The sequence below is a fragment of the Microbulbifer flavimaris genome (assembly GCF_001641755.2).
Classification (GTDB): Bacteria; Pseudomonadota; Gammaproteobacteria; order Pseudomonadales; family Cellvibrionaceae; genus Microbulbifer; species Microbulbifer flavimaris.
In genome coordinates, this window is sequence record NZ_LRFG02000001.1 from 40,267 (window position 1) to 66,940 (window position 26,674).

Here is a 26,674-nt window from a genome sequence, read left to right on the forward strand (position 1 = left end):
GTCCGGCGAATAGAAAGGCAGGAGCCATTCCGGTGGACCTGCCTTTACACCATTCGCGGCAATCGTTCGCCCATCATGGATGCGGGAAACGGAATACCCGACCTCTAATTTTTCAAAAGTGAATTGGTATCAACTATGAACTTGCATGAGTATCAGGGCAAACAACTGTTTGCAGCATACGGATTGCCGGTTTCCAAAGGCATTGCAGCGGAAACCCCGGCAGCGGCAGCAGCAGCGGCAGATGAAATCGGCGGCGACAAGTGGGTGGTAAAAGCCCAGGTACACGCTGGCGGCCGCGGCAAGGCCGGCGGTGTAAAGCTGGTGGATTCCAAGGCGGAGATTGAAGAGTTCGCCAAGAAGTGGCTGGGCGAGCGCCTGGTAACTTATCAGACAGACGAAAACGGTCAGCCGGTTTCCCGGATCCTCGTTGAGAGCTGCACCGACATCGACCAGGAGCTGTACCTGGGCGCGGTTGTCGACCGCTCTACCCGTCGCATTGTATTCATGGCCTCCACCGAGGGCGGTGTTGAGATCGAGAAAGTTGCGGAAGAAACCCCGGAAAAAATCCTCAAGGCCACTATCGATCCGCTGGTTGGCGCACAGCCGTACCAGGCGCGCGAGCTGGCTTTCAAGCTGGGCCTGAACCCGACCCAGGTGAAGCAGTTCACCAAGATCTTCCTCGGCCTCGCCAAGATGTTCGAAGAAAAAGATCTGGCCCTGCTGGAGATCAACCCGCTGGTGATCACCGACGAAGGCAATCTGCACTGCCTGGACGCCAAAGTCGTGATCGACAGCAACGCGCTGTACCGCCACGCTGACCTGCGTGAGATGCACGACCCGAGCCAGGAAGATGCCCGTGAAGCGCACGCGGCCAAGTGGGACCTGAACTATGTCGCCCTCGATGGCAACATCGGCTGCATGGTAAACGGTGCCGGTCTGGCCATGGGTACCATGGACATCGTTAACCTGCACGGCGGCAAGCCGGCCAACTTCCTGGACGTCGGTGGCGGCGCAACCAAGGAGCGCGTGGTCGAGGCGTTCAAGATCATCTTGTCCGATGAGAACGTAAAGGCCGTACTGATCAACATCTTCGGCGGCATCGTGCGTTGCGACATGATCGCAGAGGGTGTAATCGGCGCCGTGAAAGAAGTGGGCGTGAAAATTCCCGTTGTGGTACGCCTGGAAGGCAACAACGCAGACCTGGGTGCCAAGGTACTGAGCGAAAGTGGTCTGAACATTATCGCAGCCACCAGCCTGACCGACGCGGCTCAGCAAGTGGTCAAAGCGGCGGAGGGTAAATAATCATGTCCGTACTGATTAACAAAGATACCAAGGTCATCTGTCAGGGCTTCACCGGCTCCCAGGGCACCTTCCACTCCGAACAGGCTATCGCTTACGGCACCAAGATGGTCGGCGGTGTAACCCCGGGCAAGGGCGGCCAGGAGCACCTGGGCCTGCCGGTCTTCGACACCGTGAAAGAAGCGGTGGAAGCTACCGGTGCAGAAGCCTCCGTAATCTATGTTCCGGCGCCTTTCTGTAAGGATTCCATCCTGGAAGCGGCCAACGGCGGCATCAAGCTGATCGTGTGCATCACTGAAGGCATCCCGACACTGGACATGCTGGACGCCAAGGTTAAGTGTGACGAGCTGGGCGTGCGCCTGATCGGCCCGAACTGCCCGGGCGTGATCACTCCCGGTGAGTGCAAGATCGGCATCATGCCGGGTCACATCCACAAGCCGGGTAAAGTGGGCATCGTTTCCCGTTCCGGTACCCTGACCTACGAAGCGGTCAAGCAGACCACCGACCACGGCTTCGGCCAGTCCACCTGTGTGGGCATCGGCGGCGACCCCATCCCGGGTTCCAACTTCATCGACATCCTGGAGATGTTCGAGAAGGATCCGCAGACCGAAGCGATCGTGATGATCGGTGAGATCGGCGGTACCGCGGAAGAAGAGGCGGCAGCCTACATCAAGGAAAACGTCACCAAGCCGGTGGTTTCCTACATCGCTGGTGTAACTGCTCCTCCCGGAAAGCGCATGGGCCATGCCGGCGCGATCATCTCCGGCGGTAAGGGCACTGCAGACGAGAAATTCGCTGCGCTGGAAGACGCCGGTGTAAAAACCGTGCGCTCCCTGGCCGATATCGGCGACGCACTGAAGGAAGCAGCCGGCTGGTAATCAGCTGATTGCATTCTTTTGCGAAAGAGGCTGCCTTCGGGCGGCCTTTTTTGTAGGTCGCTGGAACTTCGCTGGAACAAGGGTGGGTGAGCTGGCCTGGACTTGTCAGGCCTGGATTATTGCTCGTAGAGCTCCAGCGGGAGCCCATCCGGGTCGCTGAAAAAGGTAAACCGCTTGCCCGTGTATTCATCGACGCGCACGGGCTCCACATCGATACCAGAATTGAGCAGTTGCTCTATCACCGGCTCAAGCGTCGAGACCCGAAAAGCTAGGTGACGCAGCCCCCGGCCTTCCGGGTAGCTGGGTCTTTCCGGCGCATTGGGGAAAGAGAACAGCTCCACCTGGCTGCCGTCAGGCAAAGCCAGATCCAGCTTCCAGGAATCCCTTTCGGGTCGATAATTCTCTGCCAAGATCCCGAGCCCGAGAATCTCCGTATAGAAGTTTTTGGACCGGGCGTAATCCGAGCAGATGATGGCGGCGTGGTGGATACCGTTAAGCATGGGGTTCCGAAACCATGAAGAAACTGTTTGAGGTCGGTGCAGCGGGGGCGCAAGATAGCCTGATCGGTGCCGGCTGGCAAACCGGACATCATTCTTACCCTGCGGCCGCCCAGGGCGGTGTAAGAATTCCACCGCAGAGACGACCAAAACGCGTAAAGCAATCGATTTTCTCTCCAGAAGATCATGGGGCTCGATTCAGGGGAGTCCGTGTGTGGGTTCGCATCTCCCCGGTTCCAGAGCGTATCGTTGTAGTTGACCGGCATTGACGGGATAAACGGGAATAGATTTTGACCAAAAAATTGTTACTGATTGCCGGGATCTCGGCGCTCGTTGTGGCTTTTTTCTTATTCGATCTCAACGAGTGGCTGACGCTGGATCGCCTCAAGCAGGGGCAGAACCAGTTTGCCGCCTGGCAGGCCGAATCGCCGTTGCTGGTGGGGTTACTTTTTACGCTGCTGTATATCCTGGTGACGGGGCTCTCGTTGCCGGGTGCGGCCATTATGTCACTGGCCGCCGGAGCACTGTTCGGACTCCTGTGGGGAACGGTGATTGTGTCCTTTGCTTCGAGTATTGGTGCCACATTGGCATTTCTTGTGGCGCGCTACCTCCTGCACGACTGGGTGCAGACTCGCTTCGCTGACCGGCTGCAGGCGATCAATCGGGGAGTAGAACAGGAAGGCGCTTTCTACCTGTTCGCGCTACGGTTAGTGCCGGTATTTCCGTTTTTCATCATCAATATTCTTATGGGCCTGACCCGTATCCGCACCTGGACATTTTACTGGGTCAGCCAGGTCGGCATGCTGCCCGCCACGGTGGTCTACGTGAATGCCGGCACACAGCTGGCGCATATCGAGAGCCTGGGCGATATCCTCTCTCCGGGCCTGGTTTTTTCCTTTGTCCTGCTTGGCACTTTCCCGCTGCTGGCCAAGTGGGCACTCAAGGCCATCAAACGCCTCAAAGCAAAAGGGGAGCATTGAACCACCATGCAGAAACCCAAGCAGTTTGACCGCAACCTCATCGTTATCGGCGCCGGTGCCGCAGGCCTGGTCAGCGCCTATATTGCGGCGGCGGTAAAGGCCAAAGTGACCCTGATCGAAGCGGGTGAGATGGGGGGCGACTGCCTCAACACGGGCTGCGTGCCCAGCAAGGCATTGATCAAGTGCGCCCGCGTTGCCCAGCAGGCCCGGGATGCCGGTCAGTTTGGTGTCAGCGTGGGGGATCCGGAGATCGACTTTCCCGCGGTGATGGCTCACGTGCGCCAGTCGATCGAGATGATTGAGCCTCACGACAGTGTCGAGCGCTACACCGGGTTGGGTGTGGAGGTGCTGCAGGGCTACGCCAAGTTGCAGGACCCCTGGACCGTACAGGTAAAAATGCACGATGGAAGTGAGCAGACACTGACGGGGCGTGCCATCGTGGTGGCCACCGGTGCGTCTCCTGTGGTCCCGCCCCTGCCGGGACTGGACCAGGTGGGTTATGTCACCAGTGAAACGCTGTGGGACCGTTTCGCAGGACTGGAGCGTGCCCCGGAGAGACTTCTGGTGTTGGGTGGCGGTGCTATCGGCTGTGAGCTGGCCCAGGCATTTGCCCGACTGGGTGTCAAAGTGATGCTGGTGGAGAAGGCCTCGCGCCTGCTGCCGGCGGAAGATGAAGCTGTTTCAGAAGTCGTCGCCGAAGCTCTTACCGGCGACGGCGTTACCGTGCTCACCGGCACCGAGGCACAGCGGTTCGAAGTGTCTGCGGCACAGGGCGCTGCCGGCAAGGCGGTGGTAAAAACTTCAGAGGGTGAGCAAACCCTCGCTTTCGATCAGCTGTTGCTGGCCCTCGGGCGCCGTCCGCGGGTACAGGGCTTCGGTCTCGAGGAGTTGGGCCTGTTAGAGGATGGCAGGCTGAAAACCGACGCTTTCCTGCGTACGGATCGTCAACACATACTGGCGGCCGGAGACCTGGTGGGGCCCTATCAGTTCACCCATATGGCCTCGCACCAGGCCTGGTACGCGGCGGTGAACGGCCTGTTCGGCGACCTGAAGAAATTCCGCGTCGACTATTCCGTGGTGCCCAGGGCCGTGTTCGTGGATCCGGAGGTGGCCAGTGTGGGCATCACCGAGCGCCAGGCCCAAGAGCAGGGAGTGGCCTACGAGGTGACCCGCTATGACCTGGAGCAACTGGATCGTGCCATCGTCGAGGGCAGCCGGCGCGGCTTCGTCAAAGTGTTGACGGCGCGGGGTAAGGACAGAATTCTCGGGGCCGCGATCGTGGGCGAGAATGCCGCAGAGCTGATCGCCGAGTTTGTGCTGGCGATGAAGCATGGTCTCGGGATGAACAAGCTGCTGGGCACCATTCATGTCTACCCCACCATGATGGAGGCCAACCGCTTCGCTGCCGGCGACTGGAAGCGGGCCAATGCCCCGAAGAAGGCGTTACAGCTGCTGGAATGGTTCCATCGCTGGCGCCGTGGCTGATAGGGCGTCCGCACAGTCAGGTAACAGTTCGCTTCGTCGCTTCGACAAATCGTCCGGCTCTTCATTGAGAAAGCCTGAAATAGCGCTGCTATTCCGGCGCTTTCTCTCCTTGCGTTGAATGGTTTGGCTGTGCTCCATTTTTACCGTGCTTCACTGGCGACACACAAAAGGCGGCCATGCATTCTTGGGCTGAGAAGCTGGCTGCCGAGTGAGATGGGTGAGGGACTGAGACGGCGACACGGTGAGATAGCACAGTGAAGCCGTTGAGGTCGGCTTCACCTGGGAGCAGGGGGGAATCGGTCAGAGTGCGGAAGCCGCAGAGGCCTCCGCCGGGGGCTTGTTCTCGGCCAGCGCTTCCTCGGCGCGGCGCTCGGCCTCCGCCTCGGCGAGGCGCTGCTCCTCAATACGGCTGCTCCAGCTCAGCAGCGCCTGGTAATGGCGAATGTTCTGTACGTAGGTGACCGGTTCCCAGCCGCGCGCGTAACCGTGCTTGGTCTGCTTGTAGTACTGGCGTTTGGCCAGCAGGGGCAGCCGCTCGCGCACATCGGTCCAGCGGTCCGGGTTACCACCGGTCTTCTCAGTCAGTACCCGTGCATCCTCAAGGTGGCCGTAGCCGACGTTGTAGGCGGCCAGAGCCATCCAGGTGCGGTCCGGCTCGCGGATGCGCTCTGGCAGTTTGGCTCGGATCTTGACGATATACCGGGCTCCACCCTCGATGCTTTCTCTTGGATCGAGCCGGTTGACGCCCAGTTCCTTCGCGGTAGTGCGGGTCAGCATCATCAGGCCGCGCACACCGGTACGAGATTTGGCGCGGGGGTTCCAGTGGGATTCCTGGTAGCTGAGCGCCGCGAGAAGGTGCCAGTCCAGCTCGTGCTGTTCGGCCACTTCCTGCATCACCTCGCGCCACTGGGGCAGGCGCTCGCGGGTGCTTCTGGCAAACGCCTTGGCCCCACCGGGGTTCAGTTGGCTGACGTGGCCGAAGAATTTTTCACGTAGTTCAGCCACCAGGCCACTGGTGTTGGCCCGCACCATGAAGCGTCGCGCGGCCACATACAGGGTGTCGTCGTTGCCCTTGGGGAAGGCCCAGGCGACCGGTTGAAACTGGGTCAGGTCGAAAGCCACATGGGTGTTGGCGAACAGACCGCGATGGACGGCGTAGGCGTTGGAATCCACTACCGCGTAGTCGAACTCGCCCTGGTCCACTTTTTCCATCAGCTCCACGGCATCCACGTCGCTGATTTCCTCCCAGCGCAGGCCGGGATAGCGCCGTGCCAGACGCTTGAACTCCTCGGCATGGGCGCTGCCGGCGACCACCGCCACGGTTTTGCCTTCCAGGTCCTCAATCGCGCGGGGGCGGGTCTCGCCGAGTCGATAGATCACCTGCTGGCGGATTTCAAAGTAAGACGGGGTAAAGCGCACCTGCTCGCGACGTGCCTGTGTCACGGTGAGGCCCGCGGCTGCCAGGTGCGCTCCTTCTTCGGGATCGGTCAGGCGGCCGAACATCTGGTCGAGGTCATGCACATCGCGGATCTTGAGCTTCACGCCCAGCTCGTCGGCAAAGGCTTTCAGCATGCCGTACTCGAAGCCGGTGTGGTTGCCGCTGGCATCCTCGTAATAGGTGGTGGGGCCGTTCTGGGACAATACGACCAGCTTGCCGGAGGCCTTGATGCGCTCCAGGGTCGTGGGCGCCTTGCTGGCCACCAGCAGCGACGCACAGCAAGCCAGCGCCAGGCCCTTGGCCAGGCGACGGCTGTAGCGCAGCATGCGGCTTTTCATGATCATACGCGTCCCCTCTAGTCCCTTAGTTGTTACTTTTATGCCTGCGATCTAGCGCGGCGGGGACCGGTGCGGGCTCATCCTGAGCAAGTTTCCCCCGGGTTCATGGAGGGGGCACCGGTCAAAAGGTGGCCAATTCTACCTCAAGGGGCCCGGCCTGCCTAATTGGCGGCCCACCCCGGCGAACTGACCCGACACTGATAGATGTGAGGGCTCTTGTCCCTAGATCAAGTTTAGCTGGGCCCGCTAGACTGATCGGGTGACAGCATGAAATACACGCCAGTTTCGCCAGTTTCCTCGCCGGCGGGCCTGTCGAAAAATTAACCGCGCCCCGGGGGCGCGGGGCAGTGTTGGAGCGGCGTGGCTTCGGGTACAATTGCGCCCTCTCCAATTCCCGGGGTCTGCACAATACTTCTGCGGTGCAGTCTCCCCAAATTCAGACAAGAGGCAAACTCCCGCGATGCTAGTTCTGCGTGGTGCTCCCGCACTGTCGAAATTCCGCCATCAAAAGCTTCTCAGCCAGCTGCGCGCCCTGCAGCCAGCCATCGAAGATGTCTACGCCGAGTTCGTGCATTTCGCCGACAGCGACAAGCTCGGTGAGAAAGAGCACGCGCTGCTGGAGCGGCTGTTGCAGTACGGCCCCACCGAGGAGAAGCACGAGCCCCAGGGCGAGCTGCTGCTGGTGGTGCCGCGTCCGGGCACTATTTCCCCCTGGTCCTCCAAAGCGACCGACATCGCGCACAACGCCGGTCTCACGCAGATCCACCGCCTGGAGCGCGGGGTTGCCTACTACCTTACCGGCGTCGAATTAACCGAAGCTGAACGCCGGGACCTGGCCTCCCAGCTGCACGACCGCATGGTGGAGAGTGTCTTCTCTGACCTGAATGAAGCCGAGCAGCTCTTCGTGGAGGAAAAAGCACGGCAGATGACCTCCGTGGATGTGCTCGAAGGCGGCCGCACCGCGCTGGAAGAGGCCAATGTGAGCCTCGGCCTGGCACTGGCAGACGATGAGATCGACTATCTGCTGACAAGCTTTGAGGAGCTGGAGCGCAACCCCACCGATGTGGAGTTGATGATGTTCGCCCAGGCGAACTCCGAGCATTGCCGCCACAAGATCTTCAACGCCAGCTGGACCATTGATGGCGAGGACCAGGACCTGTCGCTGTTCGGCATGATCCGCAACACCTACCAGAAGGGTGGCGACAACGTGCTGTCGGCCTACTCGGACAACGCCGCCGTGGTGGTGGGCTCCGAGGCCGGCCGTTTCTATCCGGACCCGGAAACCAGGGAATACGGCTTCAGCCAGGAGCCGATTCATCTGCTGATGAAGGTTGAGACTCACAACCATCCCACCGCCATCGCCCCGTTTCCGGGTGCCGGTACCGGCGCCGGTGGTGAGATCCGTGACGAGGGCGCAGTGGGCCGCGGCTCCAAGCCCAAGGTGGGCCTGACCGGTTTCACCGTCTCCAACCTGCAGATCCCGAATTACCTGCAGCCGTGGGAAGTGAACTACGGCAAGCCGGAGCGCATCGTGACTGCGCTCGACATCATGATCGAGGGCCCCATCGGCGGTGCCGCCTTCAACAACGAGTTCGGACGCCCGAACATCTGCGGTTATTTCCGCACCTTCGAAGAGGACTTCAACGGCGAGCGCCGCGGCTACCACAAACCGATCATGATCGCCGGCGGCTACGGCAATATCCGTGAGGAGCATATCGACAAGCCGGAATTCAAGCCCGGCGCCAAGCTTGTGGTGCTCGGTGGCCCGGCCATGTTGATTGGCCTCGGTGGCGGTGCCGCCTCCAGTATGGCCAGCGGTACCAGCTCCGAGGATCTGGACTTCGCCTCCGTGCAGCGCCAGAACCCGGAAATCGAGCGCCGCTGCCAGGAGGTCATCGATCAGTGCTGGCAGCTGGGTGGCAACAACCCCATCGCATTTATCCACGACGTGGGCGCCGGCGGCCTGTCCAACGCTTTCCCGGAGCTGGTGAAAGACGGCGGTACCGGCGGCAACTTCGAACTGCGTAATGTGCCCTCGGACGAGCCGGGCATGAGCCCGCTGGAAATCTGGTGTAACGAGTCCCAGGAACGCTACGTGCTGGCGGTGATGCCGGACGATCTGGAGCGCTTCGAGAAAATCTGTGCCCGTGAGCGCTGCCCCTTTGCCGTGGTGGGTGAGGCCACCGAAGACAAGCACCTGCTGCTGAATGACAAGAAGTTCGATAGCAAGCCGGTGGACCTGCCCATGTCGGTGCTGTTCGGCAAGCCGCCGAAAATGCACCGCGTCGCCGAAAAGCGCGAGGTGGAAACCAGCGAATTCAAGACCGCGGATATCGATCTCAGTGAGGCCGTGGAGCGGGTACTGCGCCTGCCCACCGTGGCCAGCAAAAACTTCCTGATCACCATTGGCGATCGCACCGTGACCGGCATGGTTTCCCGCGACCAGATGGTGGGCCCGTGGCAGGTGCCGGTGGCTGACTGTGCCGTGACCACCGTGGCCTATGACAGCTACGCCGGTGAGGCGATGGCGATGGGCGAGCGCACGCCGGTAGCCCTGCTGGACGCGCCCGCTTCCGGTCGCCTGGCCGTCGGCGAGGCGATTACCAACATTGCCAGTACCCGCATTCGCCAGCTGTCCGATATCAAGCTGTCCGCCAACTGGATGTGTGCCGCGGGCCACCCTGGCGAAGAGGAAAAGCTCTACCGGACGGTGGAAGCCGTCGGCATGGATCTGTGTCCGGAGCTGGATATCACCATCCCGGTGGGCAAGGACTCCATGTCCATGCGTACTGCCTGGGACGACAGCGGCCTGGAGAAGTCCGTCACCGCTCCGCTGTCGCTGATCATTTCCGCTTTCTCCCCGGTCACCGATGTACGCAAGACCGTGACGCCGCAGCTGAAGCCGGGCATGGACAGTGAACTGATTCTTGTCGACCTGGGTGCGGGCAAGAACCGCCTGGGTGGCTCCTGCCTGGCGCAGGTGTACAACCAGCTGGGTGACAAGCCGGCGGACCTGGACGACGCCAAGCGCCTGCGCGGCTTCTTCGAAGTGATCCAGAACGCTCTGGAAGAGGACATTATCCTCGCCTACCACGACCGCTCCGACGGCGGCCTGTTCGTGACCCTGGCGGAGATGTGCTTTGCCGGCCGCGTGGGTGTGGATGTCGATATCTACGAGCTGGGTGACGACCCCATCGCCGCGCTGTTCAGTGAGGAACTGGGTGCGGTGCTGCAGGTGCCGGTCAACGAAGCCGAGATGCTGGTGCAGCGCCTGGGCGAAATGGGCGTGCCGGCACACCAGATCGGTTACCTGAATCGTGAAGAGACCTTGCGCATTACCCGCGAGGGCAATGCACTGTTCAGTCGCTCCCGCGCCGAGCTGCAGCAGATCTGGTCCGAGACCAGCTACCGCATTCAGGCGCAACGGGACAACGCCGATTGCGCGGCGCAGGAATTTGCGGCTATCACGAAGAAGGATCCGGGCCTGTCCGTGAACCTGACTTACGACATCAACGAGGACATCGCCGCGCCCTACATCAAGAAGGGCGAGCGCCCCAAGGTGGCGATCCTGCGGGAGCAGGGCGTTAACAGCCAGGTGGAGATGGCGCATTCCTTCCACCGTGCCGGCTTCAACGCCGTCGATGTGCACATGAGCGATATTCTTGCCGGCCGCGTGACCCTCGATGAATTCAAGGGCCTGGTGGGCTGTGGCGGCTTCTCTTACGGCGACGTACTGGGCGCCGGTGAGGGCTGGGCCAAGACGATCCTGTTCAATGACCGCGCCCGCGACCAGTTCGAAGGGTTCTTCAATCGCAAGGACACCTTCGGTCTCGGTGTGTGTAATGGCTGTCAGATGTTCTCCGTGATCAAGGAGCTGATCCCGGGCGCCGGCCACTGGCCGCGCTTCGTCCGCAACCTGTCCGAGCAGTATGAGGCCCGCTTTGCGCTGGTCGGCGTCGAAGACTCGCCGTCCGTGCTGTTCAAGGGTATGGCCGGATCCTGGATGCCGGTGGCTGTGGCCCACGGTGAAGGGCGCGTGGAGTTTGCTGATCAGCAGGCACTGGAGACCTGCGAGCAGTCCGGTACCATCGCCATGCGCTACCTCAACAATCAGCAGCAGATTACCGAGACTTACCCGGCCAACCCCAACGGCTCGGTCAACGGTATTACCTCGCTGTGTTCCGAGGACGGCCGCGTGACGATCATGATGCCGCATCCGGAACGGGTCGCCCGTGCCGTCAGCAACAGCTGGCATCCGGACGACTGGCAGGAGGATTCCGGCTGGATGCGCCTGTTCCGCAACGCGCGTGTGTTTGTGGACTGAGCCCGACCGCTCCCGGTAGTGAAAAGCCCGCACACTGTTGCGGGCTTTTTTGTTTCAGGGCGATGGAACGCGCCCACACTTACGGAAGAGAGACCGGCTGGAGGGTTACACGACACAGCTTACAGTCAGCTAACTGCCCTCGTTCATGTCAGGTGGCTTACGCCGACAAATCCCGGTCCGGCAGCAAACTCGGGGGCTGGTACGGACGTATTCTTTAGGAAGTATTGGATAGGACAGTGAGGCAGTGATGACTGACAGGAAATTGGATCAGGTAAAGCCCGAGGGTGAAAGCCCGGATCTATGTTGTTCGCGCCGGCAGTGGTTGAAAGGCACTCTCGGGATGGGGGCCTTGAGTGTTGCTAGTGGTGTAGGGCTGGCCGGATTCTCCGGCTTGAGCTTTGCCGAAGCGCTCACCAAGGAAGAGCGTGACAAGATGTCACCGGATGATGTGGTCAAGAGTCTGCAGACCGGTAACAAGCGTTTTCGGGAAGGAAAAATGGAGGATCACGATTTCCTCGCGCAAAAACGTGCCAGTGCTTCCGGTCAGTATCCCGCTGCGGCGATTCTGAGTTGTATTGATTCCCGGACACCTGCAGAGATCCTGTTGGACCAGGGACTCGGTGAGGTCTTCAATGCCCGGGTAGCCGGCAATATCGTCAACGATGACATTGTCGGTAGTCTCGAATTTGCCTGCGCTGCCGCCGGCTCCAAGGTCATTCTGGTGATGGGGCACACAGCCTGTGGGGCGGTAAAAGGCGCCATTGATGGTGTCGAGATGGGTGAGCTGACAGGCTTGCTCGAGAAAATCGAACCGGCAATCGAGGCCACCAAATACGAAGGCGATCGCAGCAGCAAGAATGCCGAATTCGTCAATATGGTGGCTGCCACGAATGTGCGCCGCACCATGGATGAGATTCGAGAGAGCAGCAAGGTACTGTCGGGAATGGAAAAAGAGGGCAAGATCAAGATCGTGGGCTCGCTCTACCACCTGAGTGACGGTCGGCTGGAGATACTCGGTTGAAGCCGTCTCACTAGTTGAAATAACCATTGCAAAGCGCGGCGCCCGTCGCGCTTTTTCGTTTGCGGAGGTCCCGATTGTGCCAGTGCGGTGATCAGCCCCCGAGATGTACGCAACACTGTTCTACCTGCGGCAGCAAACTGCAGAATTCCTGCTACACTGAAAGATGGACTGACAATAAAATTTAGCGCATGGTGCAGGTCAAAGAAATCATCGACGATTACACCAGTTCACTGGCCCCGCTGAGGCGGGAGCGTGTGAAGGCCCTGCACCAATTCATCCTCACGCAATACCCCGACACACAGGTCTCCCTGCAATACCGCATGCCCACCTACCATCGGGGCAGCGGCTGGGTATCGGTAGCCAGTCAGAAGCATCATATCTCGCTCTACACCTGTGATCGGCAGCATATCCAGCCCTATATTGATCGCCACCCGGAAGTGAAGTGTGGCAAGGGCTGTCTGAATTTTCGCGATAACGATGAGATGGACTGGGCCGCACTGAATCCGGTGCTGCACTCTGCTTTCAGCAAGAACCACTAGCAAGGACCAATCAAAGGAGGTTGCTATGGCTTACAACGAAGAACTGGTCGAGAAGGTACGAGAACTACTACAGGAGAGTGATGGCCTGACGGAGAAGCAGATGTTTGGCGGTCTTGCCTTCATGCTGAACGGCAATATGGCCTGTGGCGTAGTGGGTGAGGAATTAATGGTTCGTGTAGGGCCGGATAATTATCAGGAAGCCCTGGGCGAACGCTATACCCGTCCCATGGACTACACCGGGCGGCCATTGAAAGGCATGGTATATGTCGAAGAAGACGCCATCGCTGCAGACCTCGATGAGTGGGTCAACCGCGGTGTCGAGTTCGCGGGCTCACTGCCGCCCAAGTAAAAGCACGCACGAGGGCGGCAACACAACTTACAGGCATCACTGTGAGAGCCCGGCGGTTTGCGTTCAGGCACCGCCGGGGCGAACGGATTCTTAAGACTCTCCATTTACCAGCGGTAACCTTCCCCTTTCCTCTGGCCCGCATGGCCACTCCAGGTCGAGCCGCGGGGGCAGCTAACTTGGTTCGATTACGACCGGGTCAGGCTGATTCCTGCGGATAAAAAGCTTGTCACTGTAATACCTGGTTTCGCTCCTGGCCGCTTCGGTTTCAATCGATTGTCACTTGGCTATGCTTACCGAAACTGGAGCGAGGACCCCCGTATTGCCAGCGCACTGGGAGCATTTCAGTCACGAGGCGGATATGGGGGTGCGCGGGGTGGGTGATTCGCTGGCCGAGGCGTTTGCGCAGGTCGCTCTGGCCATGACGGCAATCATTACTGATCCGTCAATGGTGAGACACACAGAGCGCGTTGACATCCACTGTGCATGTCCGGATCGGGAGCTGCTGTTGGTGGACTGGCTGAATGCGCTGGTCTACGAAATGGCCTGCCGCAATATGCTGTTTTCACGTTTTCAAATACAGATCGAGGACGGCAGTCTGTCGGCCGCTGCCTGGGGTGAGCCTGTGGAGCGCAAGCGCCACCGTCCCATTGTTGAGGTAAAAGGGGCCACCTACACCGCGCTGCGGGTAAATCAACAGAAAGACGGCAGCTGGATCGCCCAGTGCGTTGTCGACGTGTGAAAGCCGATGCCGAGTGAGTATCCCCTGAAACGACAGTCGGAATTCAGCTGGCGGATCGATCCGTTCGGCAAGATGCGGGTGCCCGGCATTGTCTACGCCGATGAGCAGTTGATCGAGGCCATGGACGACAAGGTGTTCGAACAGCTGTGCAATGTGGCCACACTGCCAGGCATTGTCCAGGCAGCTTACGCCATGCCCGATGCCCACTGGGGCTACGGCTTTCCCATCGGTGGTGTGGCTGCCTTCGACGCTGACCAGGGCGGCGTTGTCTCCGCCGGGGGTGTGGGCTTTGATATCTCCTGCGGCGTGCGCGCCCTGCGCACCGGTCTCACTGTCGATGAGATCGAGTCCCGCAGAACAGCGCTGGCGGATGCGCTCTACCGGCATGTCCCCGTGGGCGTCGGTAGCACCGGCCGCATTCATCTGAATGAAAAGGGGATGAATGCGATGCTGCTGGGAGGGGCGCGCTGGGCAGTGGAACAGGGCTACGGCGAGCCCGCGGACCTGGAGCATATCGAGGAGCGTGGCTGCATGCAGGGCGCCGACCCGGGCGAAATCTCTGCCCGTGCCCGCAAGCGCCAGCAGGACGAGATGGGGACGCTGGGTTCCGGTAACCACTATCTGGAAGTGCAACGGGTGGCAGAGATCTACGACCCGGAGATCGCCACCGCTTTCGGCCTGAGGGAAAATGACGCGGTGGTGTTTATCCACTGCGGCTCCCGCGGCCTGGGACACCAGATCGGCACCGAATTCCTGAAATACATGGTACTCGCCGCCAGCAGTCACCATATCGAGTTGCCGGATCGGGAACTGGCCTGTGCGCCTATCAATTCCGAGTTGGGGCAGGCCTATCTGGGCGCCATGCGCGCGGCCATCAACTGCGCTTTCGCCAACCGGCAGATCATCACCCATCTCACCCGGCAGGTTTTTGCCGAGGTGTTGCCACAGGCGGATCTCACGCTGCTGTTCGACGTCTCCCACAACACCTGCAAACTGGAAACCCATACGGTCGAGGGGCGCAAGCGCAAGCTGTATGTCCACCGTAAGGGCGCCACCCGGGCCTTCGGCCCCGGTCACCCGGATATTCCGGAAACTCTGCGGGCCGTGGGGCAGCCGGTGTTGATCGGCGGTTCCATGGGAACCGAATCCCACATCCTTGCCGGGTCGAGCCAGGGTGAGGAGCTGTCGTTCAATTCCGCCTGTCACGGTGCAGGACGAGCCATGAGCCGCCATCAGGCCACCAAGCGCTGGCGAGGGCGCTCAGTGGTGGATGAGCTGGGGGCCCGGGGCATCGTCATTCGCAGCCCGTCCATGCGTGGCGTAGCGGAAGAGGCCCCCGGGGCCTACAAGGATGTGCGGGCCGTGGTCGATGCGGCGCAGTCTGCCGGCCTGGCACGCAAAGTGGCCCGCGTCGAACCACTGGTGTGTATCAAGGGCTGATGAGGGAAGGCTCGACCAGCGGCGGCTCTACAATGAGAAACAGATGATCGCGTATCACCGGCGCGGATAACGTAACTGTGCCGGGGAGAAAAAAGCAGACGGAGCCAGTAATGACCACAGTGACGTTAAACAACGGCGTTGAAATTCCGCAGATCGGTTTTGGCACCGCTGCCATTGGTGAATGGCAGCAGGACGACAGTTTTGTCACCGACACCATTCTCAAGGCAATGGCCATTGGCTACCGTCACTTCGACACTGCCTCCGTGTATGGCAACGAACGCGCTTTGGGGCGCGCAATTCTCGAGTCGGGTATCCCCCGCCAGGAGCTGTTTGTCACCAGCAAAGTCTGGGATACCGAGCAGGGCTCAAAAACGAAGGAGGCCCTCGAGCGTAGCCTGGAGCGGCTGCAGCTGGAGTATCTGGATCTCTATCTCGTGCACTGGCCGGTGCCTGCCTACACCCGGGAGACCTGGGAGGTAATGGAGTCTCTCTGTGATGACAGGAAAATCCGTGCGTTGGGGCTCTCCAATTTTCGCAAGTCGGATATCGAGCAGATCGCCACCTTTGCTCGCATCAAGCCCACCTATAACCAGCTGGAGGTGCACCCGTACCTGACCCAGCAGGAGCTGGTGGACTACTGCCAGTTCCACAAGATTGCAGTGTCATGCTGGTCGCCGCTGGGCTCGGGCAGTTGGAGTGGGGTGGAGACCAAAGAGAAGCCCATCGTCGATCCCGTGATCATCGCCCTGGCAGACAAGTATGGTGTGAGTGCCGGTCAGATTATTCTCAAGTGGGATATCCAGCAGGGGCGGATTGTGATCCCGAAAGCCGAGAAGCTGGAGCACATTACCGCCAACTTCTCGCTGTGGGACTTTGAGTTGACCGATGAGGACATCGAGTCGATCAATGCCCTGAACCGCGATCACCGGTTCGGGGCGGATCCGGACAGCGCCCACGAGGGCAACAGGAAAGTTGCCGTGCCCGATTGAGGCTTAGTAAGACCGCCAGGCCAGATTTCCGGAGAGCCGTTACTCAGCCGCGCAGTGTGCCGGCGCCTCTGGCCAGAAGCTGGCCGAGTCGGATTCCCAGGGCAACCGCAATCCCGACACAAACACCACTGGCGACACCCCAGAAGTGTGTTTCGAATATCACCGCCACACCCGTCCAGCGCTCCACGACCGAGCCCATGGTGCCGAACCATTCCGAGTACACCTTGACGGAAAGCAGCAACAGCAGGAAGAGGCCCCGCCAGCGCGAGGAGCGTTCGAAGATTTCCACCGTCGCACCCAGTGCCAGCAGCGCATGAATCAAACCGGACAATCCGAGAAAGTCATCCAGCCGGTCTGCGAAGATAAAGAGAGAGAGTCCAGTCAGGAGGCTCAGCGTGACCAGCCCTATCAACACATGGTGCTGGGGCTGGCGGTTGGTGAACAGTGTCCAGCACAGCACCAGCGCCAGGCAGTTCACCAGCAGGTGGTTGAGATTGGCATGCACGAAGTGCCCGCTGACAAGCCGCCAATAGTCCCCATCGAGAATCAGCGCCCGCTCATAGCGGAACAGCTCCTCCAGATTGTAAGGGGCAAAGAAAACGGCACATGCCAGGGCGACGGTCAGGCTTGGTACGGCCCAGTGGCTGATGGTGTTCCTCAGGGTTTGAAACATTGTGAGTTCGCTCTTTTTATTCTTTTGTTCTCAGCCATTACCTGCTCAATTCAGGTTGAGACAGCGGCCGGCTTCCTCGGGAAGCTTGCTGAATGTCCATCCGGGCTGGAGGGAGTGCCATGTTCAAGCGCTCCGCGGCGCGCAAGCTGTACCAGTGAGGGCTCCCGTTCTGCCTTCTGGTTTTGCACCCGCAAGGCTTCGCGGTAGACCTTGTCGGACACGATATATTCCTCGGCCAGCTGGTTGATCTCGCTGTAGCGGGCATTCAGCTCCGCAATCTTCATCGACAGGTGTTCGAGGTCCAGTATGCCATCAAAATACAGGGCGATGAGACGCTCGCACTCACGGGCAATGGCCAGATATTCATTGCCCACCTCCCGGTGCCCCTCGTAGTTTTTCTTGAAGTTGAAAAAGGTCTGGACACCACCGAGCAGCGCAGTCAGCAGTGCCAGTGCGGCCCCGGCCCATTTGGTCCAGTCCGGCAGTTCCGCATTGATCAGGGAGAAAAACAGTGAGCCCAGGAACAGGTTGATCACCACAATTGGCACCCCGCAAAGCACATGCAGGTTGCGGCCCCGCATGGATGCGCGGAAGTGGCTGTGCTTGCACAGGTGGGCGTTCCAGCGGAGCTTGTCCAGCACCTCAACCGTATTGGGGATAGCGTTTGGTGCTTTTTCAGAAGCAGAAGCGGGGGCGGAAGGTGGATAGGTCGCCATCAATCTACCGGGTCCTTTTGGCTGCAGGCGGAAAGGCCCATTGTGCCTGCTTGCCGGGCAACTTTCAGCAGGGAGCGCAGGGGGGCTGCAGTTGGGGGGAGCGGACTGCCCGAGTCGGCAGTCCGCCCGCTTAACCGCAGCAGGTCAAGAGGTTCCGTTTCGGCCGCCGTCCCGGGGATTGGGGCACTGCGCCACGGTCTCAGGAACATGGCCACCAGCGCCGTTATCCCGAGTAGCCAGCAGTATTGAATACTGGCCACCTGCCTCAGCGACGAGGATTCAGTCCAGGGTGCAGTTTTGATATGCAGACAGATTGAGAAGGGAGGTTGTAAAGAGCCGCAGGAAGTTGACCAATAATTCTCCGGTCGGACGTCAGGGCTCTTGGCTATATCTCACTATGTGGTCTGGCCGGGGCCTCCACGTTCATTGCCCTGATTTGGGGTTACAGCGCATTTCCTCCGCCCCAAATCCCCAGGTTATCCGCACCCCTTCCCGGTTCTCCCATAAGCTCTCATTGCGGCCCTGGTACCGGGTGCCGCTGGCGCTGGGCTGGCGGTACATGAGTGAGACTCTGTCTCCGCGCTCGGCAATCAGGGTGGGTGGGTCCGTCTCGAAATAAGTCACTACCAGTTCGTTGGCCGGGTTGCCGTCACAGGCAAAGAACACAGGCCCTTTTGACGGCACCAGGCGGTAGCGGGCCTGCAGCTCGGCGATTCGCTGGTGGTAACTCTCCTCCACACAGGCTCGCCTGTTGTCGCTCTTCCAGCACTCGTTGCGGCCCTTGATCCAGCCCCGCTGTTCGGCTTTCAGCGTCGGCGGATGTTCATTGGTTGCCTTCTTGCTCGCAGCGGCGTACACCTCGGCCAGCTTGCGATCCAGGGCGGAGAGTTGCTGGTCTGCGCAGACCAGGGCCTCCATGCTGCCGCGCTGCGCCTGGCTGCAGTCGAAGGAGGGGCCGGACCTCTCCGCGGCGAGACCAGCGGTCGCAGCGACCGCACAAGAGGCCATGAGGAGGCGACAAATACCGGCGGCTACTGGGGTGGGCTTCATGGAGGGAATCCTGTAGTCAGTCCTTATTGGCAAGAATAGACGTCCCGGTGAGGGAAAAGGCGGAACCTCAAGGTCATGACCCTGCGGGTGATACCGGGCATGCCGATCGCGGCATAACTCTCATAGTGTTTTGCGGTACCCTATCCGGCTGAGAGTAGAGGATGCCCGGTTCACCAGGGCATGCCGGTCGCTCTCGCGATGAGAATGATCACAAGCATAAGAAGGCCGGTTTGCACGGCCAAAGGTAGGAACTTTCCATGGCGTTTTCGCGGCAGCACTTTATTGTCCTGGGCCCGCTTCTGGCCGTTGCCTTTTTCGCATTGCTCAATGCCATGGGTATGTCCTACCTGCCTGCGGTCACGGCTGCCATCACCCTGCTGACGGTGATCTGGTGGGTCACCGAGGCGTTGCCAATACCGGCAACTTCGCTGGTGCCTTTTGTGCTGTTGCCGCTGTTCGGGGTGGCGGACCACAAGCTGGTGGCCTCGTCACTGGGCAGCCATGTGATCCTGTTGCTGATGGGAGCCTTTATGCTCTCCAAGGCCCTCGAGAGGAGCGGTGCCCACGAGCGGCTGGCTCTTTACATGTTGCGCCTGGTGGGGGTGTCCAGTGGGCGCCGGCTGGTGCTGGGCTTTATGCTGGCGGCGGGCCTGCTCAGCATGTGGATCTCCAATACCGCCACCACCCTGATGATGCTGCCCATTGCGCTCGCCATTCTGTCCCGGATTGAAAACCGCAAGCTTACCGTGGCACTGGTGCTGGGTATTGCCTATGCCGCCAGCCTCGGTGGCGTGGGCAGCCCCATCGGCACCCCGCCCAATGTGATTTTTATGGGGATTTATGAGGAGGTCACCGGGCGCGGCTTCAGTTTCCTGGAGTGGTTATTCATCGGTTTACCGGTGGTGCTGGTGACCCTGCCTCTCATGGCCCTCTGGCTAACCCGTGGTGTAAAGCTGGAAAGCCCCATCGAACCGCCCACCATCGGGGCCTGGCGGCCGGAAGAAGTGCGCACGCTGGCAGTATTCGGCATCGCTATTCTGGCCTGGGTAACCCGCAGTGAGCCCTTCGGTGGCTGGAGCGGCCTGCTCGGCATCGAAAGCGCTGGTGACAGCACTGTTGCCCTGGCTGCCGTGGTGCTGCTGTTTATTGTGCCGGATGGCCGGGGCGGGCGCCTGATGGACTGGCAGACGGCAGAGAATATTCCCTGGGGCATGCTGCTGTTGTTTGCCGGTGGGATCGCCATTGCCAAGGGCTTCGCCGCATCCGGTCTCAGTGACATGCTGGGCAACGGCCTGTCATTCCTCACGGCCATGCCCCTGTGGCTGATGCTGGTCTTGCTGTGCCTGTCGGTGACCTTCCTCACCGAGATCACCAGCAATACCGCCACCGCCACGCTGCTGATGCCGATTCTCGCCGTTGCTGCCGAGTCCGCAGGCTTCGATCCCATGGTACTGATGATTCCCGCGGCTATGTGCGCCAGCTGCGCCTTTATGCTGCCGGTCGCCACTGCGCCGAACGCCATCGCCTACGGTACCGGTGTGATCAGGATGCAGGATATGGTGCGGGAGGGTGCGGTGCTCAGTGTGCTGGCATCGCTGATTGTCGCGGGGATGAGTTGGTTACTACTGGTTTGAAACTGGCTGTTTGATTTTTCGCGCTATGGCCCCTCGGTTGGGTAAGTTCGTTGCCGAACCGAGCAGTGAACTGACGAGGGCTCGCGTGTTAAACGGAGACCCGTGGGGGAACACATGCAGAAAAAAATATATGAAGACCTGAAAGATCAACTCCTGGCTATGCAGAGTGAGCTTTCAGTAACGGATGTCCCAGACCAGACGGCTACTGTCGAGCTGGACCAGAGCCGTGTCGGACGCCTTTCACGTATCGATGCGCTCCAGTCCCAGCAGCTTGCCATGGAGGCTGAACGGCGCCGACAGCGTCTGCGGCTTGCCGTTGATGCCGCGCTGCTGCGAATGGAGGAGGGAGACTGTGGCCTCTGTTGTCACTGTGGCGATGAAATCGCCATCCAGCGACTGCAGTTCGATCCCACAATCACCGGCTGTATCAATTGTGCTGCTTAGTGCCCCGTTGCTGGCCGCAGCTGGCCCATTTTCTCGCCAATGATCATCTTCAAATCCATCTATCCTGACCGGCTTTTGATAAGCGCACAGAAACTCCGGGGCTGATCGCCCAGTTCAATCTTCTCTCCCATCGGGGCGCCAGAGGCCTCTCAATCCCGAGGGCCGGAACTAGGCTTGCGGGTGCAGCACAGCGCAACCGAGGAAGCCGATGGGCACGTTCCTGAAAGTTGGCCCGAATACCCGTGGCAGGGACTTTGTCGTGGGGGATGTACACGGTCACTTCTCCCAACTGCAACGACAGCTGGATTCCCTTGCATTCGATACTCAGGCGGACAGGCTGTTCTGCGTAGGTGACGTCGTTGATCGCGGGGCTGAGAGCGAGGCCATGCTCGCCATGGTGGATCAAAGCTCCTGTTTCAGTGTTCTGGGTAACCATGAGGCGATGATGATCGCCGGGTTCGAGGACCCGGACAGTGCGGGTCTCCATCTCTCGAACGGTGGAGACTGGTTTTATCGCCTGCCTGAACCTCAGCGGCAGCTATATGCGGAGCAGGCGAGGGCCTGGCCCTGGGCGATAGAGATCGACACCGGTGGCGGCAGGGTCGGGCTGGTGCACGCCAATGTTCCCCGGGGTAGCTGGGGCGAGGTCACCATTCAGCTACAGAACATGGCGGCGGATTGGCAGTCAGGCGCCTCCCTGACCAGCCATGCAGTGGAGTATGCCGCCCAGAACCTGCTCTGGAACCGTACCCTGGTACTACGCCTCTATCGGGAGTTCCTTGAGGTGGAGACCAACAAACAGAAAATATTTGCCCACCAAAAAGCGTCGGGGGCCAGAGAATGGGTGGCAGAGGGAGCCCCGGACCAGCTGGCGCCATTTGAGATTGAGCAAATTGACGGCGTGTATATGGGGCACACCTATGTGCCGGTGCCGATCCAGGTGGGAAGGTGCCATTTTCTTGATACCTATCGGGGTGAACCGGGTGAGGCGTTGAGCATTGTCTGCATCAACGCCCCTCAATGAACCGATTAGCGTAGCGACAGGCCGGTCAGGCGCCAATCAGCCCCTGGCCGCACACGCGAATGGTGTTGCCATTGACGCCGACAGCGCCCGGTGAGGAGAGAAAGCCGATCAGCTCCGCCACATCCCGGGGCTGGCCGCCCTGTTTGAGTGAGTTGAGCCGCCGGCCCGCCTCGCGGGTGAAAAACGGCATGGCGTCGGTCATCGCGGTTTCGATAAACCCTGGCGCAACGGCGTTGGCGCAGATTCCCCGCTCTGAAAGTGTCGACCCCAGTGCAGCGACATACCCTATCAGCGCCGCTTTGGTAGTGGCGTAGTTGGTCTGGCCGAAGTTACCGGCCACTCCGCTCATGGAGGAGAGGTAGACCAGTCGCCCGCAATCCCGAATCAATTGTGCGTTCAGAAGCGCTTCGTCGATGGCGATGATGGCCGCCAGGTTGACCTGCATCACCTGCTGCCAGAAGTGTTCTGGCATTTTGCCCAGTGTCTTGTCGCGGGTAATGCCAGCGTTGTGCACCAGAATATCGAGGCCACCAAAATTCTCCTGGATAAATTTCACCAGTCTTTGCGGTGCATCGCTCGCAGAGATATCCAGAGCCAGTGGGGTTGCCCCCAGGTCTTTACAAACCCTCTGCAACTCTTCATCAGCGGCGGGAATATCGAGGCCAATTACTGTGGCGCCTTCCTGATGCAAGCGCCGGGCAGTGGCGAGACCGATACCGCGTGCGGCACCGGTCACCAGGGCGACCTTGCCCGCCAGCAGTTGCTCGCGCGGCAGTACCCCCGGTGTCCTGGTTTTGGCCGTCACGGTGATGGTCTGGCCGGAGACATAGGCAGTCTGGGGGCCGCAGAAAAAGCGCAGCACCATGTCCAGCCTGTCTGCTGCATCGGGAGCCACATAAGCGAGGTTGACGGTGATGCCCCTGGGGCCCAGCTCCTTGCCCAGCGAGCGGCTGAATCCTTCCAATCCGCGGGCAACGCCGCTGGCGACAACGCTTTCTGCTTGTTCGGGTGGTGGCGCCAGCATCAGGACCCGGCCATTCACGGCAATGCGTCGCACCAGTGGCTGCAACTGTTCATAGATAAGCGTGTAGTCCTCCACCGACTGCAGGCCAGTGGCATCTACCACCAGAATTTCCGGGCGCTGCGCTTCCCCGAGCTCGCCAGTCAGCTTGATAGTGGCACCGGCCTGCTCAAGTGTCGTGCGGACGCTCTCCTGCACATAGCCGCCGCTGCTGGTGGCCAGCACCGCGGTCTTGCCTTGAAAAAGCTCAGCCGTGTAGGCGCCTTCCTCGCGCAGCAGGGTCACGGGGTTGGGCAACCCCAGAGTTTTGGCCAGCCAGCCGGTCAGGGGGTTGCTGTTTAATTGCTTCAACAGGTCAGACATAAACTGTGATATCGCTTTCTCGTTATTTTTCCAGAATGGCGGTTACCGCCTGGCCGCCGGCGGCACACACGGAGATCAGCCCACGGCCGGAGCCTTTTTCATTGAGTATTTTTGCCAGGGTGCCGACGATACGCCCGCCGGTGGCAGCAAAGGGGTGTCCGGTGGCGATTGAGCTGCCTTTTATATTGAGCCTGCTGTGGTCGATGCTGCCCAGGGCCTGATCGAGCCCCAGTTTCTCGCGGCAGAATTCATCGGATTCCAGTGCGGCAAGTGTGCACAACACCACTGCGGCAAAGGCCTCGTGAATCTCGTAGAAATCAAAGTCCTGAAGTGTCAGGCCGCGCTTGGCCAGCATGCGCGGAATGGCATAGGCTCCGCCCATCAGCAGGCCCTCGCTGCCGTCCACGTAGTCCACGGCCGCAGCTTCCCCCGAAGTGATATACGCGAGAATCGGTAGGTTTCTCGTCTTGGCCCACTCCTCAGTTGCCAGAAGCACGGCAGAGGCGCCATCGGTGAAGGGGGTGGCGTTGGCGGCCGTAATGGTGCCATTGTCGCGGTCGAACGCGGGTTTCAGCTTCGCCATTCGCTCCAGCGTCGAATCTGCCCGCAGATTGTTGTCCCGTTTGAGGCCGTGATAGGGCATCACCAGATCGTCGAAGAAGCCCTGATCATAGGCTTTGGCCAGGTTCTGGTGGCTGGCCAGCGCCAGTTCGTCTTGTGCCTCGCGGCTGATACCAAATTTCCGGGCGGTAATCTGGGCATGCTGCCCCATGGTCTTCCCGGTACGCGGCTCCGCCCCAGTGGGCATCTCCGGCACCAGGTGTTTGGGGTTTAGCAGTTTGACGGCCGCCTTGAGCCGATCCCCGGTATCCCGTGCGGCGTTGAGCTTCACCAGCGCGCGACGGAGGTCGTGATTGGCCCCCATGGGAATATCCGAGGTGGTGTCGGTACCGCAAGCAATACCGCAGTCGATCTGCCCCAGGGCAATCTTATTGGCCACCAGAATAGTGGCCTCGAGACTGGTGCCGCAGGCCTGCTGGATATCATATGCCGGTGTGTGCGGATCGAGCCCGGAGCCGAGTACGGATTCACGCACCAGGTTCCAGTCGCTGGCATGCTTCTGCACCGCGCCGCCGGCGACTTCGCCGAGCTTCTCGCCTTTCAGGCCGCACTTGTCGATGAGCCCCCGCAGGGTATCGGTGAGCATGGTCTGGTTGCTGAGGTCTGCATAGGCCGTGTTGGAACGGGCGAAAGGAGTACGGTTGGCGGCGACGATAGCGACGCGACGGGGTTCACCGATCAGCATGGGCGTTTCCCTCTGATGAGTAGTTGCTGTGCTCTGTTTCAGCTTAGGGTATACGTTGCCGTGACCAGGGGGCAGGTTAAAGTGAGACAGGCCTGCTGGCGGATTCTCTCAACGCTACCCGGTTCGTTTGCTCCGCTTGTGTCTGTGGAGTCCGCACCGGTGCAAGCCGTGGACGCGGGGGCATCTCAGGACGGCATTTGCGGCATAATTGCCATCGTGACAGAGGAGTAAGCAACCGTGCGTCAATTCAATGACATAGAAGCCCCTGTGATCGAGCGCTTTGGCGGCCGCAAAGCGCTACAAGCGCAGCTGACCAGGCCCAGTTCACCCTCCACCCTGCGCAAGATACCGGATGACCGCTGGTTGTCAGAGGCGTCCCGTGCGGTCATGCAGGCGGGCTTCAACTGGACCGTGGTGAGGAACAAATGGCCACGTATCGAAGAGATCTTCCACGGGTTTGATCTGCACCATTGTGCCTTCATGCCCGATGAGGGACTGGAAGAGGTAATGAAGCAGGATGGCATGATTCGTCACTGGGCAAAAACCAAGGCCATCCGTGACAACGCCATATTTTTTCTTGAGCTGTCACGGGCCCACAATGGCCTCGGCAACTATTTTTCCGGCTGGGATCCGGCCAGCTATACAGACAACCTTCGTGCATTGCAGAAAGGCGGGTCGCGCCTCGGGGGGCGGACCGGGCAAGTTTTCCTGCGGCGCATGGGGGTGGATACACCAATATTTTCTCCCGATATGGTCCGGGCACTGGTGCGCGAGGATGTGGTGCTGAAGGCACCCACTTCGAAGCGGGACCTGGCCGCGGTTCAGGCGGCACTATCCCGGTGGCAGGAAGAATCCAAACGCAGCCTCAATGAAATCAGCCAGATCCTGGCTTACTCCGTCGGCTAGTAGAGAGCGACTTAACCTTCTTGATGGTTGCTTACCTGGACTTATCCTTAACCGGCCGGGACTTCGCCAGCAGCGCACGGAACGGCGCCTGAACGGTTAACGGATAACGGCTAGAGAGCAGGGCAGTCACTGGCGTGACTGTCCTGCTCACCATGGGACTGCCCCATCGGCGAATACGATAAATCCTATCTACCGCTCTCAGCCTGTCTACTGATAGGCTTTTCCCTAGTGCCTAGTTTTAGCTGAACCCAAACGCTTCTATCGCTTTCAGGGAACCCATGAACAATTCACTTCGCCTGGCCGCACTGCTAGTTAGCCTTTTTACCAGCTTTCAGGCCGTCGCATTTTCTGACATCAGCGCGTGTGGTGGGGCATTGCCTCCAACCCGCATAGTCGATGAGCAACGAGAATTTACCTTCGACAAGGGAGAGGGACGCTACCGGGTGGAGTTCAACTACACCGGGGAAAACTGGACGCATGCTGATGTGGCGGCGATCAAGGTGGATACCGACAAGCCGATTGCCATACTGCCCATGCAGTACACCAAGCCCGGCCGTATGATGCCTGGGGCGACAGTCGGTGGTGAATCCATCGGGCAGCAGTGGAACCTGATCACCCAGGCCGAGCTGGCAAAGCGGCTGTGTAAACTGGGGTTCGTGGTCTTTACCCCTTCGATCAGCGACTACGGTGAGTACCTGGATGGCTACCAGGCCTTTGAGCACTTTATTGCCGGCCTGCACAAAGGCAACCGCAATATCCAGACCATATTGCTGACCGCTGACGCCCATAATCCCAATGCCCAGAACCCCCTGCCCGGGGCCCAGATGCTGGTCACCGGCACCAACCCGCGCAACAAGGCCTGGGAGTCGCTTATCCAGCGCCATATCGCGCCCTTTTATGAGCAGGTAAACCTCGGCAACCGGGGTGCGCGGGTGCGCGGTGGTCACTCTGATGTCGAGGGCTCTTCGGCGGCCTGGCATCCGTTGATCGAGCGTGCGGCGGAGTACGGCCCCACTGTCAGCATCATGGAAGTGTCCCGGGCCATCGATATCGTCGAACAGGCGGGTTCCATAGAAGCCGGTCGGGAATGGGCGGCACCGCTGTTTGATGCGATCGCATTGGCGATGAAGGAATACGCCTGTCAGGATGAATCGGTTTCTTGCGACTAAGATCCTGAACTACTGGAAACTGCGGAGGGGGATCACGCTCTTCGCAGGATGT

The 26,674-nt window shown here is 60.1% G+C and carries 23 protein-coding genes; 16 read left to right on the plus strand and 7 right to left on the minus strand.

Annotated elements, in window-relative coordinates; translation table 11 throughout:
• Window positions 1-135 precede the first annotated feature (135 nt).
• Together sucC and sucD are read left to right on the plus strand one after the other, a co-directional pair.
• Window positions 136-1,302 (plus strand): ADP-forming succinate--CoA ligase subunit beta, encoded by a 1,167-nt coding sequence (gene sucC, locus AWR36_RS00170; RefSeq protein WP_067079557.1) that lies wholly within the window; start codon window positions 136-138, stop codon window positions 1,300-1,302.
• A 2-nt stretch (window positions 1,303-1,304) separates the two neighbouring features.
• The gene (sucD, locus tag AWR36_RS00175; protein ID WP_067079558.1) at window positions 1,305-2,177 is read left to right on the plus strand and encodes a succinate--CoA ligase subunit alpha; all 873 of its coding nucleotides are present in this window, start codon (window positions 1,305-1,307) and stop codon (window positions 2,175-2,177) included.
• Window positions 2,178-2,293: 116 nt separating this feature from the next.
• On the opposite strand, the gene gloA2 is transcribed toward sucD, so the two are convergent.
• Window positions 2,294-2,677 (minus strand): SMU1112c/YaeR family gloxylase I-like metalloprotein, encoded by a 384-nt coding sequence (gene gloA2 / locus AWR36_RS00180; RefSeq protein ID WP_067079560.1) that lies wholly within the window; start codon window positions 2,675-2,677, stop codon window positions 2,294-2,296.
• 287 nt (window positions 2,678-2,964) lie between these two features.
• Here gloA2 and AWR36_RS16425 point away from each other — a divergent pair, with 287 nt between their 5' ends.
• Window positions 2,965-3,654: a TVP38/TMEM64 family protein gene (locus AWR36_RS16425; RefSeq protein ID WP_067079562.1), complete on the plus strand. Its 690-nt coding sequence runs from the start codon at window positions 2,965-2,967 to the stop codon at window positions 3,652-3,654.
• A 6-nt stretch (window positions 3,655-3,660) separates the two neighbouring features.
• Window positions 3,661-5,139 carry a dihydrolipoyl dehydrogenase family protein gene (locus AWR36_RS00185; RefSeq protein ID WP_067079564.1) on the plus strand — a complete coding sequence of 493 codons (1,479 nt, stop codon included), beginning with the start codon at window positions 3,661-3,663 and terminating at the stop codon, window positions 5,137-5,139.
• 300 nt (window positions 5,140-5,439) lie between these two features.
• Here the strand turns inward: AWR36_RS00185 and mltF are convergent, their stop codons facing one another.
• Window positions 5,440-6,921, minus strand: a complete 1,482-nt coding sequence (gene mltF, locus AWR36_RS00190) for a membrane-bound lytic murein transglycosylase MltF (protein ID WP_067079566.1) — start codon at window positions 6,919-6,921, stop codon at window positions 5,440-5,442.
• A gap of 454 nt (window positions 6,922-7,375) precedes the next feature.
• On the opposite strand from mltF, the gene purL reads away from it, so the two are divergent.
• From purL to AWR36_RS00225, 7 genes are all read left to right on the plus strand, one after another.
• Complete coding sequence (gene purL, locus AWR36_RS00195) at window positions 7,376-11,239, plus strand: phosphoribosylformylglycinamidine synthase (RefSeq protein WP_082679302.1); 3,864 nt, start codon at window positions 7,376-7,378, stop codon at window positions 11,237-11,239.
• A gap of 247 nt (window positions 11,240-11,486) precedes the next feature.
• Window positions 11,487-12,260, plus strand: coding sequence for a carbonic anhydrase family protein (locus tag AWR36_RS00200; RefSeq protein ID WP_082679303.1), 774 nt, complete (start codon window positions 11,487-11,489; stop codon window positions 12,258-12,260).
• Between the two features lie 188 nt (window positions 12,261-12,448).
• Entirely contained in the window at window positions 12,449-12,799 is a 351-nt protein-coding gene (locus tag AWR36_RS00205) for an iron chaperone (protein WP_067079572.1), read from the plus strand.
• A 25-nt stretch (window positions 12,800-12,824) separates the two neighbouring features.
• Window positions 12,825-13,148, plus strand: a complete 324-nt coding sequence (locus tag AWR36_RS00210) for a TfoX/Sxy family protein (RefSeq protein WP_067079574.1) — start codon at window positions 12,825-12,827, stop codon at window positions 13,146-13,148.
• 319 nt (window positions 13,149-13,467) lie between these two features.
• Entirely contained in the window at window positions 13,468-13,887 is a 420-nt protein-coding gene (locus tag AWR36_RS00215; protein WP_197409204.1) for an archease, read from the plus strand.
• Between the two features lie 6 nt (window positions 13,888-13,893).
• Window positions 13,894-15,327 (plus strand): RtcB family protein, encoded by a 1,434-nt coding sequence (locus AWR36_RS00220; protein ID WP_067079578.1) that lies wholly within the window; start codon window positions 13,894-13,896, stop codon window positions 15,325-15,327.
• Window positions 15,328-15,437: 110 nt separating this feature from the next.
• On the plus strand, window positions 15,438-16,316 hold the full coding sequence (locus AWR36_RS00225; RefSeq protein ID WP_067079579.1) for an aldo/keto reductase: 879 nt from the start codon (window positions 15,438-15,440) through the stop codon (window positions 16,314-16,316).
• A gap of 43 nt (window positions 16,317-16,359) precedes the next feature.
• Here AWR36_RS00225 and rrtA read toward each other — a convergent pair whose 3' ends face one another.
• The 3 genes from rrtA to AWR36_RS00240 form a co-directional block, all read right to left on the minus strand.
• Complete coding sequence (gene rrtA, locus AWR36_RS00230; RefSeq protein ID WP_067079580.1) at window positions 16,360-16,989, minus strand: rhombosortase; 630 nt, start codon at window positions 16,987-16,989, stop codon at window positions 16,360-16,362.
• Between the two features lie 50 nt (window positions 16,990-17,039).
• Window positions 17,040-17,705, minus strand: a complete 666-nt coding sequence (locus AWR36_RS00235; RefSeq protein WP_141398443.1) for a DUF4231 domain-containing protein — start codon at window positions 17,703-17,705, stop codon at window positions 17,040-17,042.
• Window positions 17,706-18,128: 423 nt separating this feature from the next.
• Complete coding sequence (locus AWR36_RS00240) at window positions 18,129-18,755, minus strand: MliC family protein (RefSeq protein ID WP_067079583.1); 627 nt, start codon at window positions 18,753-18,755, stop codon at window positions 18,129-18,131.
• A gap of 257 nt (window positions 18,756-19,012) precedes the next feature.
• Here AWR36_RS00240 and AWR36_RS00245 point away from each other — a divergent pair, with 257 nt between their 5' ends.
• The 3 genes from AWR36_RS00245 (at window position 19,013) to AWR36_RS00255 (ending at window position 21,857) form a co-directional block, all read left to right on the plus strand.
• The gene (locus AWR36_RS00245) at window positions 19,013-20,389 is read left to right on the plus strand and encodes an SLC13 family permease (protein ID WP_067079585.1); all 1,377 of its coding nucleotides are present in this window, start codon (window positions 19,013-19,015) and stop codon (window positions 20,387-20,389) included.
• A 114-nt stretch (window positions 20,390-20,503) separates the two neighbouring features.
• Window positions 20,504-20,833 (plus strand): TraR/DksA family transcriptional regulator, encoded by a 330-nt coding sequence (locus tag AWR36_RS00250; protein ID WP_067079587.1) that lies wholly within the window; start codon window positions 20,504-20,506, stop codon window positions 20,831-20,833.
• Between the two features lie 208 nt (window positions 20,834-21,041).
• Window positions 21,042-21,857, plus strand: a complete 816-nt coding sequence (locus AWR36_RS00255) for a metallophosphoesterase (RefSeq protein ID WP_067079590.1) — start codon at window positions 21,042-21,044, stop codon at window positions 21,855-21,857.
• Between the two features lie 25 nt (window positions 21,858-21,882).
• On the opposite strand, the gene AWR36_RS00260 is transcribed toward AWR36_RS00255, so the two are convergent.
• Both AWR36_RS00260 and AWR36_RS00265 read right to left on the minus strand, forming a co-directional pair.
• The gene (locus tag AWR36_RS00260) at window positions 21,883-23,241 is read right to left on the minus strand and encodes a 3-oxoacyl-ACP reductase (RefSeq protein WP_067079591.1); all 1,359 of its coding nucleotides are present in this window, start codon (window positions 23,239-23,241) and stop codon (window positions 21,883-21,885) included.
• A 22-nt stretch (window positions 23,242-23,263) separates the two neighbouring features.
• Entirely contained in the window at window positions 23,264-24,547 is a 1,284-nt protein-coding gene (locus AWR36_RS00265) for an acetyl-CoA C-acetyltransferase (protein WP_067079592.1), read from the minus strand.
• 237 nt (window positions 24,548-24,784) lie between these two features.
• Between AWR36_RS00265 and AWR36_RS00270 the strand changes: the two genes are divergently transcribed.
• Complete coding sequence (locus tag AWR36_RS00270; RefSeq protein ID WP_067104387.1) at window positions 24,785-25,453, plus strand: DNA-3-methyladenine glycosylase I; 669 nt, start codon at window positions 24,785-24,787, stop codon at window positions 25,451-25,453.
• Window positions 25,454-25,731: 278 nt separating this feature from the next.
• Window positions 25,732-26,622, plus strand: a complete 891-nt coding sequence (locus tag AWR36_RS00275; RefSeq protein ID WP_067079595.1) for a hypothetical protein — start codon at window positions 25,732-25,734, stop codon at window positions 26,620-26,622.
• Window positions 26,623-26,674 lie beyond the last annotated feature (52 nt).

What these genes read in the sequence shown, in the direction of transcription:
- mltF (WP_067079566.1), bottom strand. Translation starts at nt 6,921, where the DNA reads ATGATCATGAAAAGCCGCATGCTGCGCTACAGCCGTCGCCTGGCCAAG.
- AWR36_RS00255 (WP_067079590.1), top strand. Translation starts at nt 21,042, where the DNA reads ATGGGCACGTTCCTGAAAGTTGGCCCGAATACCCGTGGCAGGGACTTT.
- AWR36_RS00240 (WP_067079583.1), bottom strand. Translation starts at nt 18,755, where the DNA reads ATGAAGCCCACCCCAGTAGCCGCCGGTATTTGTCGCCTCCTCATGGCC.
- AWR36_RS00250 (WP_067079587.1), top strand. Translation starts at nt 20,504, where the DNA reads ATGCAGAAAAAAATATATGAAGACCTGAAAGATCAACTCCTGGCTATG.
- AWR36_RS00235 (WP_141398443.1), bottom strand. Translation starts at nt 17,705, where the DNA reads ATGGCGACCTATCCACCTTCCGCCCCCGCTTCTGCTTCTGAAAAAGCA.
- AWR36_RS00275 (WP_067079595.1), top strand. Translation starts at nt 25,732, where the DNA reads ATGAACAATTCACTTCGCCTGGCCGCACTGCTAGTTAGCCTTTTTACC.
- AWR36_RS00205 (WP_067079572.1), top strand. Translation starts at nt 12,449, where the DNA reads ATGGTGCAGGTCAAAGAAATCATCGACGATTACACCAGTTCACTGGCC.
- gloA2 (WP_067079560.1), bottom strand. Translation starts at nt 2,677, where the DNA reads ATGCTTAACGGTATCCACCACGCCGCCATCATCTGCTCGGATTACGCC.
- AWR36_RS00210 (WP_067079574.1), top strand. Translation starts at nt 12,825, where the DNA reads ATGGCTTACAACGAAGAACTGGTCGAGAAGGTACGAGAACTACTACAG.
- AWR36_RS00225 (WP_067079579.1), top strand. Translation starts at nt 15,438, where the DNA reads ATGACCACAGTGACGTTAAACAACGGCGTTGAAATTCCGCAGATCGGT.
- AWR36_RS00220 (WP_067079578.1), top strand. Translation starts at nt 13,894, where the DNA reads ATGCCGAGTGAGTATCCCCTGAAACGACAGTCGGAATTCAGCTGGCGG.
- sucC (WP_067079557.1), top strand. Translation starts at nt 136, where the DNA reads ATGAACTTGCATGAGTATCAGGGCAAACAACTGTTTGCAGCATACGGA.
- rrtA (WP_067079580.1), bottom strand. Translation starts at nt 16,989, where the DNA reads ATGTTTCAAACCCTGAGGAACACCATCAGCCACTGGGCCGTACCAAGC.
- AWR36_RS00260 (WP_067079591.1), bottom strand. Translation starts at nt 23,241, where the DNA reads ATGTCTGACCTGTTGAAGCAATTAAACAGCAACCCCCTGACCGGCTGG.
- sucD (WP_067079558.1), top strand. Translation starts at nt 1,305, where the DNA reads ATGTCCGTACTGATTAACAAAGATACCAAGGTCATCTGTCAGGGCTTC.
- AWR36_RS00265 (WP_067079592.1), bottom strand. Translation starts at nt 24,547, where the DNA reads ATGCTGATCGGTGAACCCCGTCGCGTCGCTATCGTCGCCGCCAACCGT.
- AWR36_RS00185 (WP_067079564.1), top strand. Translation starts at nt 3,661, where the DNA reads ATGCAGAAACCCAAGCAGTTTGACCGCAACCTCATCGTTATCGGCGCC.
- AWR36_RS00200 (WP_082679303.1), top strand. Translation starts at nt 11,487, where the DNA reads ATGACTGACAGGAAATTGGATCAGGTAAAGCCCGAGGGTGAAAGCCCG.
- purL (WP_082679302.1), top strand. Translation starts at nt 7,376, where the DNA reads ATGCTAGTTCTGCGTGGTGCTCCCGCACTGTCGAAATTCCGCCATCAA.
- AWR36_RS00245 (WP_067079585.1), top strand. Translation starts at nt 19,013, where the DNA reads ATGGCGTTTTCGCGGCAGCACTTTATTGTCCTGGGCCCGCTTCTGGCC.